The sequence below is a fragment of the Rhodococcus parequi genome (genome assembly GCF_046042785.1).
GTDB lineage: Bacteria > Actinomycetota > Actinomycetes > Mycobacteriales > Mycobacteriaceae > Prescottella > Prescottella parequi.
Window position 1 is genome coordinate 71,871 of record NZ_JBDLNV010000001.1, and the last position, 12,112, is coordinate 83,982.

Here is a 12,112-nt window from a genome sequence, read left to right on the forward strand (position 1 = left end):
GGTCCTGTCCACGCGCCTAGCAGTGCCCATCGAAGTGAGCCATGACCACCAGCGAAGTACGCGTCCGTTTCTGTCCGTCACCCACCGGAACCCCGCACGTCGGGCTCGTCCGAACTGCCCTGTTCAACTGGGCGTTCGCGCGTCACCACGGTGGCACCTTCGTGTTCCGTATCGAGGACACCGACGCCGCCCGTGACACGGAGGAGTCGTACCAGGCGATCCTGGACGCGCTGCGCTGGCTCGGGCTGAGCTGGGACGAGGGCCCGGAGGTGGGCGGCCCGTACGAGCCGTACCGGCAGTCGCAGCGGCGCGACCAGCACCTCGACGTGGTGCGTCGGCTCGTCGAGGCCGGTGAGGCGTACGAGTCCTTCTCGACGCCCGAGGAGGTCGAGGAGCGGCACAAGGCCGCCGGACGTGATCCCAAGCTGGGCTACGACAACTTCGATCGCGATCTGACTCCCGAGCAGATCCAGGCGTACCTGGACGAGGGCCGCAAGCCCGTCGTGCGCCTGCGGATGCCCGATCACGACCTGACGTGGAACGACCTGGTGCGCGGCGAGACGACGTTCAAGGCCGGCACGGTGCCGGACTTCGCGCTGACCCGCGGCAACGGCATCCCGCTGTACACGCTCGTCAACCCGGTGGACGACGCGCTGATGAAGATCACGCACGTCCTGCGTGGTGAGGACCTGCTGTCGTCGACGCCGCGTCAGCTCGCACTGTACGAGGCTCTCCAGCGCATCGGTGTCGCCGATTTCACACCCGAGTTCGGGCACCTGCCGTTCGTCATGGGCCAGGGCAACAAGAAGCTGTCCAAGCGGGATCCGGAGTCGAACCTCTTCATCCACCGCGATCGCGGTTTCATCCCCGAGGGCCTGCTCAACTACCTGGCGCTGCTGGGCTGGAGCATCGCCGACGACCATGACGTCTTCTCGCTCGACGAGATGGTGGCGGCGTTCGACATCTCCAAGGTCAACTCCAATCCGGCCCGCTTCGACCAGAAGAAGGCCGACGCGATCAACGCCGAGCACATTCGCCTGCTCGAACCGGCCGACTTCTCCGCCCGCCTGCGTGCGTACCTGACGACGCACGGACATCCCGTCGATGCGCTCACGGCCGAGCAGTTCGACGTGGCTGCGGATCTCGTTCAGACCCGCATCGTCGTGCTGTCGGACGCGTGGGACCTGCTGAAGTTCCTGCTCGTCGACGACGCCGACTTCGCGATCGATCCGGCGGCTGCGGCGAAGAATCTGGGGGCCGACGCCGCGCCGGTCCTGGACGAGACGATCGCCGCCCTCGAGGCGCTGCCCACGTGGGCGACCGAGGATCTCGAGGAGGCGCTCAAGTCCGCGCTGATCGAGAAGCTCGAACTCAAGCCGCGTAAGGCTTTCGCTCCGGTGCGCGTGGCGCTCACCGGTTCGCACATCAGCCCACCGCTGTACGAGTCGATGGAGTTGCTGGGGCGTGAGAAGACCGTGGCGCGCCTGCGCTCGGCCCGCGCACAGATCGCCTGATCCGGCCCGCGAATCTCGGCCCGCTCCCGTTCTCCGGGGGCGGGCCGAGTGCTTTCGTGAACGACGTCGATGCGATTTACCGTTCCTGACCAGCCGATTTGTAGTTGGGAGGAGGGTTGGTGCTAATCTTCTTCTCGGTTCGGAACAGAGGCCAGGACGCCCGCAGGGCAGGCCGAAGGAACAAACCATTGGGGTATGGTGTAATTGGCAACACAGCTGATTCTGGTTCAGCCATTCTAGGTTCGAGTCCTGGTACCCCAGCGGAAGTTCGGAGGCCGAAAGGTCGTCGAGCTTCGGTGAGTTCTACTCGCCGGCTTCCATTTACACTGCGGATGTGTTGCTTCGCAGTCATAGCAGTACAGCGTTCGATGCAAGTTCCTGGCCCCGTCGTCTAGCGGCCTAGGACGCCGCCCTCTCAAGGCGGTAGCGCGGGTTCGAATCCCGTCGGGGCTACCACGGATAGACCCTCCGTCACGCGGAGGGTTTTTCTACGGAAGTGAATTTGCAATCGAGTGTCAGTCCTGGCCCCGTCGTCTAGCGGCCTAGGACGCCGCCCTCTCAAGGCGGTAGCGCGGGTTCGAATCCCGTCGGGGCTACAAAGAGAAATACCCTCCGATCATCGATCGGAGGGTATTTCCCGTTTCGGGGTCCGGGCGCCGTGATCGGCCGATCCGGTGGCTACCCGCTCTTCCTGCGGAACTCGCGTTTGTGATCGGCGCTGCTGTGGGCATCGTGGACCTTCGATCCTCCGTCCAGATGCGCCGTCGCACTCGACTGCCGGTGATTCTTGCGGTCGAGCGCCTCGCGGAACTTGCGCTTGGTCTCGTTGTCGGCGGTTTCGCTCACGTCGTCCTCCTCCTGCCTCGGTGGTGGCTCGTTCGTCTCGGAATGTACCGCCGAGGCAGGGTGTGCGTCGCGTCGTTTTTCCGGAGAGCGTGCGGCGGCCTAGAGGAAGGCCGCAGTGGACCCGCCGACCGGCATCTCGGGAAGCCCGAGCTTGCGGTGATCCCAGGACCGCACCCGTTCCGGGACGACCTTGACGGCAATGCGCTTGTGCAACATCATCTCGACCGCGGGCTTGACGTCCTCGGAGTACGGGCCCGTGTAGCGCTCCCAGATGCTGATTCCGACCTTGAAGAGGGCCTCGGGGTCGTCCACGATCTCGCCGCGGCCTTCGATCGCGACACCGCGGAGGGTGTCGTACGTGTCGCCGTCCTCGATCATCATCGTCAGGCGGTCGTCGCGCCGGAGGTTGACCGCTTTCTGGGACTTGGCCTTCGTCTCGAACCACAGTTCACCGTCGATCACGGCGTACCACATCGCGACGAGGTGGGGGGTGCCGGTCGCTCCGACGGTCGCCATCGTGGAGACGCGGCTCCGCTCGATGAATTCGGTGATCTCGGCGTCCGACATCGTGATCTGTCCGCGTTGGTTGGTCCCCACAGCCGTTCCTCCACTCGAATCGGAATTCGTTCCCGCGAACGACTGTGCCACGAATCACTGTCGCGGCACTCGAGTGGGGTCTGCTATACCCTCACAGCCTCTTGTGGAGGGCATCCGCGGCGGCGAGCAGGTCGGCCGCCCAGCGCGCCCCGGGGCGTCGTCCCATGCGGTCGATCGGTCCCGACACCGAGATCGCCGCGACGACGTTCCCGGCGGCGTCGCGGACGGGTGCGGCGACGCTGGCGACTCCGGACTCGCGTTCGGCTGCACTCTGCGCCCAACCGCGCCGGCGCACCTCGACGAGCACCCGTTCGCCGAACGACGCCTCGGGCAGGATGGCGCGCTGGGTCTGGGCGTCCGCCCATGCGAGAAGGACCTTGGCGCCCGAGCCGGCCGTCATCGGCAGCCGCGCGCCGACGAGGACGGTGTCGCGCAGACCCGTGGGGGGTTCCATCGATGCGATGCACACGCGATGCGTGCCCTCGCGCCGGTAGAGCTGAACGCTCTCGCCGGTGATCTCCCGTAGCCGGGGCAGGACCAGCGCCGCGGCGTCGACGAGGGCGTCGCTCGCGGTCGCGGCGAGTTCGCCGAGGCCCGGTCCGGTGCACCACAGTCCGTCCGCGTCGCGGGTGAGGAGCCGGTGCACCTCGAGTCCCACTGCGAGTCGGTGTGCGGTGGCGCGGGGGAGTCCGGTCCGGTTGCACAGTTCGGTGAGGCTGCAGGGCTGTTCGGCGACGGCGTGCAGCACGCCCATTGCTTTGTCGAGTACCCCGATACCGCTATGCTGTCTCATAGATCGATACTCCCTTCTCGCATATTGGGATCATAGCCGATTGCGTGACAGGTGGTTCGACACGGCGCGCGACAGCGGGGCAGCCCAGGAACCCGTCGGCGCGACATCCCGAGACAGAGGTGGAGAAGATGGCTGACAGAGGACGCACTCTGGCCGAGAAGGTGTGGGACGAGCACGTTGTCGTGCGCGGTGAAGGTGAGGGTGCGGCGCGTCAGCCGGACCTCATCTACATCGACCTGCATCTCGTTCACGAGGTCACCAGCCCGCAGGCCTTCGACGGTCTGCGGCTCGCGGGACGCAAGCTGCGCCGCCCGGACCTCACGATCGCGACGGAGGACCACAACGTCCCCACCGTCGACATCGACAAGCCGATCGCGGACCCGGTCTCGCGGACCCAGGTCGATACGTTGCGCAAGAACTGCGAGGAGTTCGGAGTTCGCCTGCACCCCATGGGCGACCTCGATCAGGGCATCGTGCACGTCGTCGGCCCTCAGCTCGGTCTGACCCAGCCGGGTACGACCGTCGTGTGTGGTGATAGCCATACGTCCACGCACGGCGCTTTCGGTGCTCTGGCAATGGGAATCGGCACCAGCGAGGTCGAGCACGTGATGGCGACGCAGACGCTGTCGCTGCGCCCGTTCAAGACCATGGCGATCACCGTCGACGGTGAACTCGCGCCCGGCGTCACGAGCAAGGACCTGATCCTCGCCGTCATTGCGAAGATCGGCACCGGTGGGGGACAGGGCTACGTGCTCGAGTACCGCGGCGAGGCGATCCGCAAGCTCTCGATGGAAGCCCGGATGACGATCTGCAACATGTCGATCGAAGCGGGTGCCCGCGCCGGCATGATCGCACCGGACGAGATCACCTACGAGTTCATCAAGGGCCGCCCACACGCGCCCCAGGGGGCCGATTGGGATGCGGCAGTTGCGGCCTGGGATCAGTTGAAGACCGATGACGACGCGGTTTTCGATGCGGAGGTACACATCGACGGCGCGTCCCTGACGCCGTTCGTCACCTGGGGGACGAACCCCGGACAGGGTGCCCCGCTCGGTGATTCGGTTCCGAATCCTGCCGATATCGCAGACGAGAGCGAGCGGCTGGCGGCAGAGAAGGCTCTGGCGTACATGGGATTGGAGGCCGGCACCCCGCTGCGCGAGGTGCCCGTGGACACCGTCTTCGTCGGGTCCTGCACCAACGGGCGCATCGAGGACCTGCGGGCCGTGGCCGAGGTCCTGAAGGGGCGCAAGGTCGCGGAGGGCGTTCGGATGTTGGTCGTTCCGGGCTCGATGCGGGTACGCGCGCAGGCCGAGGACGAAGGTCTCGGTGAGATCTTCACCACTGCAGGTGCGGAGTGGCGTCAGGCCGGTTGCTCGATGTGTCTGGGTATGAACCCGGACCAGCTGGCGCCCGGTGAGCGTTCGGCGTCGACCTCCAACCGCAATTTCGAAGGCCGCCAAGGCAAGGGTGGGCGTACGCACCTCGTTTCTCCGGCCGTCGCGGCCGCGACGGCGGTGCGGGGCACGCTCTCGGCACCGGCAGACCTGGCATAGGGCGCAAGGGAACTAGGAGAAAAACGATGGAAGCCTTTACCACTCATAAGGGAATCGGTGTTCCGCTGCGCCGGTCCAATGTCGATACCGACCAGATCATCCCCGCGGTGTACCTGAAGCGGGTGACTCGCAGCGGTTTCGAGGACGGGCTGTTCGCGGCATGGCGGGCGGATCCGGAGTTCATCCTCAACGTCGCGCCGTACGACAAGGGCAGCGTCCTCGTCGCAGGTCCCGACTTCGGCACGGGCTCGTCTCGCGAGCACGCGGTCTGGGCGTTGTCCGACTACGGTTTCCGCGTCCTCATCGCGTCGCGATTCGCCGACATCTTCCGCGGCAACGCCGGCAAGGCCGGTCTGCTCGCCGCTCAGGTCGAGCAGAGCGACGTCGAGATGCTGTGGAAGTTGCTCGAGGAGCAGCCGGGTCTCGAGTTGGTGGTGGATCTCGCAACCAAGACGGTGACTGCCGGAACGACTGTGGTGCCGTTCGAGATTGACGACTACACGCGGTGGCGGTTGCTCGAGGGTCTGGACGACATCGGCCTCACGTTGCGCCAGGTAGAGGCGATTTCCGAGTTCGAAAAGTCAAGGCCGTCTTGGAAACCTGAGACCCTCCCCGCCCGAGTCGCGAACGACAATTGACGTAATCGGATAACTGGTTCGGCCCCTCGATCTATCACAGATCGGGGGGCCGCGCTTGATGAGAATTGGCGTGGCACATAGACTCTTGCCGATTTCGGGTTTACCGTAGTTCGTAGTCGGTCCGACGGTGGACCATTAGCTTGCGGAGGAATTTCCATGAACAAGGCAGAGCTCATCGATGTTCTGACCGAGAAGCTGGGCACTGACAGGCGCACTGCCAGCGAGGCCGTCGAGCACGTGGTCGACACGATCGTGCGTGCCGTCCACGCCGGCGAGAGCGTCACCATCACGGGCTTCGGCGTCTTCGAGCAGCGTCGTCGCGCAGCTCGCGTCGCACGTAACCCGCGCACGGGTGAGACCGTCAAGGTCAAGCCGACGTCGGTTCCGGCGTTCCGACCCGGTGCTCAGTTCAAGGCGCTCATCGCCGGTGGTCAGAAGCTGCCCAGCGCAGGTCCGGCCGTCAAGCGCGGCGCAGCAGAGCCCGTGAAGAAGGCAGCCAAGAAGACTGCGGCCAAGAAGACCGCAGCCAAGAAGACCGTGGCGAAGAAGACCGCGGCCAAGGCCCCGGCCAAGACCGTGGCGAAGAAGACCGCGGCCAAGGCCCCGGCCAAGACCGTGGCGAAGAAGACCGCGGCCAAGGCTCCCGCCAAGACCGTGGCGAAGAAGACTGCGGCCAAGGCTCCCGCCAAGACCGCAGCCAAGAAGACCGTCGCGAAGAAGACCGCGGCCAAGGCTCCCGCCAAGGCCCCGGCCAAGACTGCAGCGAAGAAGACCGTCGCGAAGAAGACTGCGGCCAAGGCTCCCGCCAAGACCGCAGCCAAGAAGACCGTCGCGAAGAAGACCGCGGCCAAGAAGACTCCGGCCAAGCGCACCGCACGCAAGTAAGTCGCGCGACTTCGGCGGAATACTCCGTAACCGACAAGGCGGCCATGGGATGGAATCCCGTGGCCGCCTTGCCGTGTGTCCGAAGGTCAATCGGCGGTGCGGGGCACCGGAAGCGGGCTGTCGATGTGATCCGCCGCCACCAGCCGGCCGCCCGACAGTGACAGCACCCACGTGCTGGCCTTGCGGTTTCGCGCAGGGGGAAGGGTGATGCCGTCCCGCTTCGCCCACCATTCCAGGAGATCGGGGATCACCCCGCCCTGGCTGCAGATGACCTGAACGCCGCCCCGTGCAGCGATCTTGCGGGCTCGCGCGCGAGCGCTTGCCGGATCGGCCGCGTACTGCTCCTCGGAGAGCAGGGGCTCGATGTGGATCGGAACTCCGAGCGATTCGGCGATCGGTTCCACCGTCTGCGTGCATCTGGTTCGGTCCGCCGACGACACCTCGGATGCGCCGAAGGCTCGAAGCTGGGCGACAAGGGCTTCCGCCTGCAGGCGGCCCTTCTCGTCGAGTGGTCGGCAGTTGTCGTCGCCCTCGTACTTCCTCCTGCTCCCCGCCTTTGCGTGGCGGACCAGCAACACTGTGGTGGTGTCGGGCGGAATCTGCATGAACCGGCGCAGGATGGTGCGGTCCATGGGGTAGGAGAGCTGGTCGGGAACCTCGTCCGGTGGCAGCCACAGCATCTCGTCCACCTCGTCGTTCGGCGTGAACTGCCCTGCCGCCGCCTCCGCCGCCCAATATTCGACACGCTTGAGCTTGCGGTGGCCCGGTATCGGATATGTCACACCTGAGAGGTGCCGCCCCAATTGCGCTGTAATTCCGGTCTCTTCGTGGATCTCGCGTACCGCAGCCGAAATCGATGTTTCGCCGGGGTCGAGTTTTCCCTTGGGAAATGACCAGTCGTCGTACTTCGGGCGGTGAATGAGTGCGATTTCTATCTCGTACGGGTTGTCCGGTGACTTGCGCCACAGAACTGCGCCGGCCGCGAATATGTTGGCTTTGACCGGTTTATCAGGACTCAAGGGTGTGGTTCCTTCCCTCGACCGGGGGTGGATCGAACTGCGGATGGGAGCGGACTCCGCGTCAGGAGCTCGTGGATCTGCGCCGGCGCATCATCTCTTCCTGGTGCTCGCGCACCTTCTCGCCGCGGGCCGGCGCGGCCTGCCAGCTGCCGTCGGACTGGAGGACCCAGCAGCGGGTGGTGGGATCGAGTGCGGATTCGAAGATCTCGTCGAGTTGTCGGGTGAGGCGCGGATCCTTGACCTGTGCCATCACCTCGACGCGGCGATCGAGGTTTCGATGCATCATGTCGGCGCTGCCGATCCAGAACTCGTCGGCTCCCTGGAAGTGCATGATCCGCGAGTGCTCGAGGAAACGTCCGAGTATCGAACGCACCTCGATGTTCTCGCTCAGCCCGGGAACGCCGGGCTTGAGCGCGCAGATCCCGCGAACCACGATCCGGACCGGGACACCGGCCTGGGATGCCCGGTACAGCGCGTCGATCACCTGTTCGTCGACGAGCGCGTTGGCCTTCAGTCGGATTCCCGCGTCCTGACCGGCCTTCCGGCGCTCTATCTCGGATTCGATGCGCGCGATGATCCCGGCACGCACGCCGTAGGGGGCGACGAGAAGGTTGCGATACTGCGACTTTCGCGAGTACCCGGTGAGGGAGTTGAACAGATCTGTCAGGTCGGCACCGATCTCGGGTGCCGCGGTCAGCAGGCCGACGTCCTCGTAGAGGCGTGCCGTCTTGGGGTTGTAGTTGCCCGTCCCGATGTGGCAGTAGCGGCGAATGGTGGAGCCCTCGCGCCGAACGACCAGGCATGTCTTGCAATGGGTCTTGAGACCGACCAGTCCGTAGACCACGTGGACGCCGGCCTGTTCCAGCTTGCGCGCCCATTTGATGTTGGCCTGTTCGTCGAACCGAGCCTTGATCTCGACGAGTGCCACAACCTGCTTGCCGGCCTCGGCGGCCGCTACGAGCGCGTTGACGATCGGAGAGTCGCCGGAGGTGCGGTACAGCGTCTGCTTGATGGCGAGGACCTGCGGGTCGGCGGCGGCCTGCTCGATGAACCGCTGGACACTCGTCGAGAACGAATCGTACGGGTGTTGAACGAGAACGTCGCCGTCGCGCAGCGTCGAGAAGACGCTCTTGGGCGTCTCCCGCTCGCCGAAGGCGGGGTGTGTCGCGGGAACGAACGGGGCATCCTTCAGATTCGGGCGGTCCACACCGTAGACCTGCCAGAGCGACGAAAGATCAAGAAGGCCAGGGAGTTGGATGACGTCACCGGGATCGACGTCGAGTTCGCGCAGCAACAGTTCGAGCATGTGGTCGGTCATGTCGTCGGCCACCTCGAGACGGACCGGGGAACCGAACCGTCGTCGTGCCAGTTCGCGTTCGAGCGCCTGGAGGAGGTCCTCGTCGCGGTCCTCTTCCACCTCGAAGTCGGCGTTGCGCGTCACCCGGAAAGCGTGGTGTTCCACCACTTCCATGCCGGGGAAAAGCACGCCGAGGTGGGCCGCGATGAGGTCCTCGGTGGGCAGGAAGGCGGCGATCGCGCCCGGGGTCTGGCCGGTGCGGGTCACGCGCACGAACCGGTCGACGTTGTCGGGCACCTTCACACGTGCGAAGTGCTCGCCGCCGGTCGCGGCATCCTTCACCGTGACCGCGAGGTTGAGGCTCAATCCGCTGATGTAGGGGAAGGGGTGCGCAGGATCGACGGCCAGTGGCGTCAGCACCGGGAAGACCTGCTCGTGGAAGTGCGCCGACAGGCGTGCACGCTCCTCGGTATCGAGGTCGGACCAGCCGATGATCGAGATGCCCTGCTCGGCCAATGCCGGGCGCACGGAGTCGAGAAACACCCGTGCGTGCTTGTACGAGATCTCCTGCGTGCGGGATCCGATGAGCGCCAATTGCTCACGGGGCGACAGACCGTCCGCCGATCGCACCGAAAGGCCGGTTTCGTCGCGGCGCTTGAGACCGGCGACGCGAACCATGTAGAACTCGTCGAGGTTCGACGCGAAGATCGCGAGGAACTTCGCGCGTTCGAGCAGCGGCAGCGAGGTGTCTTCCGCCAGGGCCAGGACACGGGAGTTGAAGTCGAGCCAGCTCAGTTCGCGGTTGAGGTAGCGGGCCGCGGGAAGGCCGCCGTCGGGGGAGCCCATGGGAGTGGCCGCCGGCGGGGCGGTCGGGATGATGGCCGAGTGGGCCGCGGCGCCCGGCGGTCGCGTTCGATCAGAGTCGGAGCCGTCCTCCGCGGATCGGTCGGAGTCCGTGCGTCGCTCGAGTGCTCTCCCGTTGCTCACCCCACGATCATCCCTCGAGATTCGCAGGCAGGACAATCGATCACACGGAGTTCACAGCTGTCAGTGTTGCCGGACACCCGACGTACATCCGAGGCGCTCGAACACGGCCCGGGTCGCAGGCCCGAGGCCGAGTCTCGCCGCCGCGAACAGATCGTCGAGCGTGTCGACGTCCTGCCGGAGCCCCGGCCAGGGGCCGTCGAGGATGCGGGCCCCCGACGCCGAGTGGAATCGCGCGGAGTCGGTCCCGAACTTCGGCTCGAGGCGGGCGGAAGGGCCGCAGGCGAACAGCGCCGAGGTGCCCGTGCCGGTGTGGTCCACGACGATCGAGCGTCCGGCAGTGCGGGCCTGTGCGAGGGCGTCGAGCAGTTCGTGCGTCCGTAGCGCAGGCAGGTCCGCCTGCAGCGCCACGACGTCGGTCGCGCCTCGGGCGGCGCCGAGCGCCTGCTCTGCATCGGCGAGCGCCGCATTGAGGCCGGACTCGCCGCCCGCTGGTCGGGTCGGGTCCGGTCGGTGGCGGGCACCGCACTCGACGGCGATCGACGCGACCACCGGGTCGGGGGTCACGACCGTGACGTCGGTGATGCGGCCCAGGGGGGCCGAGTCGCGGGCATCCGCGAGCACCGTCAGCGTGTCCCGCAGCATCGCCACGACCAGGTCGGTTCGGTCCGAGGTCGACAGTGATTCGGCGAGGCGGGTCTTCGCGCGGCTCAAGTCCTTCACCGCGACGATGACATGGGTGTGCGCTGCGTGACCCGGCCCGTGCGCACCCCTCATGCGGCCAATCTTGCCAGCCGCGCCGTCGATGCGACGCGACCGGCGACCGGTAGGTGCGGGGGATATCGTGTTCGCAGGCATGGGAGCGGGCAGGTCGGCGGCGGAACGGTGTGGGCAGTGAACAACTCGGGTGAGCGCGAAACGGAGGGGGCGGCGTGAGCAAGGCGGCGGTTCTGGGGGCCGGGTCGTGGGGGACGGCGTTCGCGAAAGTACTGGCTGACGCGGGAACCGACGTCACGTTGTGGGCCCGGCGGTCCGAGATCGCCGAGGCTGTCGTGACCCGGCACGAGAATCCGGACTACCTGCCCGGCATCGTGCTGCCGCCGACACTCTCGGCCACCGACGATCACGAGGAGGCGCTCGCGGGCGCCGACATCGTCGTGCTCGCCGTGCCGTCCCAGTCGCTACGCGGAAATCTCGAACGGTGGGCCGGGGCGATCGGCCCGGACGCGACCCTGCTCAGCCTCGCGAAGGGGATCGAGAGCGTGACGTTGCTCCGGATGAGCGAGGTCGTCTCCCAGGTCGCGTCGGTGGACCCCTCGCGTGTCGCGGTGCTGTCCGGACCGAATCTCGCGCGCGAGATCGCGCTCGGTCAGCCGGCCGCCACGGTCGTCGCCTGCGCCGACGAGGCGCGGGCACTCGCTGTCCAGAAGGCCTGTGCGACAAGCTATTTCCGTCCGTACACGAATACGGATGTGATCGGGTGCGAGATCGGCGGCGCGTGCAAGAACGTGATCGCGCTGGCGTGCGGCATGGCGTCCGGCATCGGGCTGGGGGAGAACACGATCGCGAGCCTGATCACCCGGGGGCTCGCGGAGATCATTCGACTCGGAGTCGCACTGGGGGGCAACGCAGCCACACTCGCCGGCCTGGCGGGGGTCGGCGACCTGGTGGCCACCTGCACGTCGCCGCTCTCCCGGAACCGGTCCTTCGGTGAGCGCCTGGGGCTCGGAGGTTCGCTCGAGAGCGCCCAGGCCGCGACCAACGGACAGATCGCCGAGGGCGTGAAGTCCTGCACGTCGGTGCGGGCGCTGGCCGCTGCGAACGGCGTCGAGATGCCGCTCACGGACGCCGTACACCGGGTGTGCCACGAGGGCATGTCGGTCCACGACGCGGTCGGTATGTTGCTGGGGCGCCGCATCAAGCCCGAGTAGTTCCGGGCAGTTCGGGCGGTATCGAATGGAGCTGTTCGGTCGGTTCGTGGGGAGG

The 12,112-nt window shown here is 66.6% G+C and carries 11 protein-coding genes and 3 tRNA genes; 8 read left to right on the forward strand and 6 right to left on the reverse strand.

The features are described 5' to 3' along the window. Nucleotides 1–41: 41 nt before the first annotated feature. From gltX to ABEU20_RS00365, 4 genes are all read left to right on the forward strand, one after another. Nucleotides 42–1,514: a glutamate--tRNA ligase gene (gltX, locus tag ABEU20_RS00350; RefSeq protein WP_420162436.1), complete on the forward strand. Its 1,473-nt coding sequence runs from the start codon at nucleotides 42–44 to the stop codon at nucleotides 1,512–1,514. A gap of 189 nt (nucleotides 1,515–1,703) precedes the next feature. Further along, nucleotides 1,704–1,775: transfer RNA gene (locus tag ABEU20_RS00355), tRNA-Gln, on the forward strand. A gap of 119 nt (nucleotides 1,776–1,894) precedes the next feature. Further along, nucleotides 1,895–1,970 (forward strand) — tRNA-Glu (locus ABEU20_RS00360). A 67-nt stretch (nucleotides 1,971–2,037) separates the two neighbouring features. Then, a tRNA-Glu gene (locus ABEU20_RS00365) sits at nucleotides 2,038–2,110 on the forward strand. A gap of 82 nt (nucleotides 2,111–2,192) precedes the next feature. On the opposite strand, the gene ABEU20_RS00370 is transcribed toward ABEU20_RS00365, so the two are convergent. From ABEU20_RS00370 to ABEU20_RS00380, 3 genes are all read right to left on the reverse strand, one after another. Further along, on the reverse strand, nucleotides 2,193–2,360 hold the full coding sequence (locus ABEU20_RS00370; RefSeq protein WP_420162437.1) for a DUF5302 domain-containing protein: 168 nt from the start codon (nucleotides 2,358–2,360) through the stop codon (nucleotides 2,193–2,195). Between the two features lie 99 nt (nucleotides 2,361–2,459). After that, nucleotides 2,460–2,957, reverse strand: a complete 498-nt coding sequence (locus tag ABEU20_RS00375) for a pyridoxamine 5'-phosphate oxidase family protein (RefSeq protein WP_420162438.1) — start codon at nucleotides 2,955–2,957, stop codon at nucleotides 2,460–2,462. A gap of 91 nt (nucleotides 2,958–3,048) precedes the next feature. Beyond that, nucleotides 3,049–3,750: an IclR family transcriptional regulator gene (locus ABEU20_RS00380; protein ID WP_225021912.1), complete on the reverse strand. Its 702-nt coding sequence runs from the start codon at nucleotides 3,748–3,750 to the stop codon at nucleotides 3,049–3,051. A gap of 119 nt (nucleotides 3,751–3,869) precedes the next feature. Here ABEU20_RS00380 and leuC point away from each other — a divergent pair, with 119 nt between their 5' ends. The 3 genes from leuC (at nucleotide 3,870) to ABEU20_RS00395 (ending at nucleotide 6,826) form a co-directional block, all read left to right on the forward strand. Continuing rightward, nucleotides 3,870–5,303 (forward strand): 3-isopropylmalate dehydratase large subunit, encoded by a 1,434-nt coding sequence (gene leuC, locus ABEU20_RS00385; protein WP_420162439.1) that lies wholly within the window; start codon nucleotides 3,870–3,872, stop codon nucleotides 5,301–5,303. Nucleotides 5,304–5,329: 26 nt separating this feature from the next. Next, entirely contained in the window at nucleotides 5,330–5,941 is a 612-nt protein-coding gene (gene leuD, locus ABEU20_RS00390) for a 3-isopropylmalate dehydratase small subunit (RefSeq protein WP_420162440.1), read from the forward strand. A gap of 156 nt (nucleotides 5,942–6,097) precedes the next feature. Beyond that, the gene (locus ABEU20_RS00395; RefSeq protein ID WP_420162441.1) at nucleotides 6,098–6,826 is read left to right on the forward strand and encodes an HU family DNA-binding protein; all 729 of its coding nucleotides are present in this window, start codon (nucleotides 6,098–6,100) and stop codon (nucleotides 6,824–6,826) included. 86 nt (nucleotides 6,827–6,912) lie between these two features. Here the strand turns inward: ABEU20_RS00395 and ABEU20_RS00400 are convergent, their stop codons facing one another. The 3 genes from ABEU20_RS00400 to cofC all read right to left on the reverse strand — a co-directional run bounded on the left by ABEU20_RS00400 (nucleotide 6,913) and on the right by cofC (nucleotide 10,903). Further along, the gene (locus tag ABEU20_RS00400) at nucleotides 6,913–7,845 is read right to left on the reverse strand and encodes an NUDIX hydrolase (RefSeq protein WP_420162442.1); all 933 of its coding nucleotides are present in this window, start codon (nucleotides 7,843–7,845) and stop codon (nucleotides 6,913–6,915) included. Nucleotides 7,846–7,906: 61 nt separating this feature from the next. Then, nucleotides 7,907–10,129, reverse strand: a complete 2,223-nt coding sequence (locus ABEU20_RS00405; protein ID WP_420162443.1) for an RNA degradosome polyphosphate kinase — start codon at nucleotides 10,127–10,129, stop codon at nucleotides 7,907–7,909. A gap of 60 nt (nucleotides 10,130–10,189) precedes the next feature. After that, nucleotides 10,190–10,903, reverse strand: coding sequence for a 2-phospho-L-lactate guanylyltransferase (gene cofC, locus ABEU20_RS00410; protein ID WP_420162444.1), 714 nt, complete (start codon nucleotides 10,901–10,903; stop codon nucleotides 10,190–10,192). Between the two features lie 155 nt (nucleotides 10,904–11,058). Here cofC and ABEU20_RS00415 point away from each other — a divergent pair, with 155 nt between their 5' ends. After that, nucleotides 11,059–12,057, forward strand: a complete 999-nt coding sequence (locus ABEU20_RS00415) for an NAD(P)H-dependent glycerol-3-phosphate dehydrogenase (RefSeq protein ID WP_420162445.1) — start codon at nucleotides 11,059–11,061, stop codon at nucleotides 12,055–12,057. The last annotated feature ends 55 nt before the right edge of the window (nucleotides 12,058–12,112 follow it).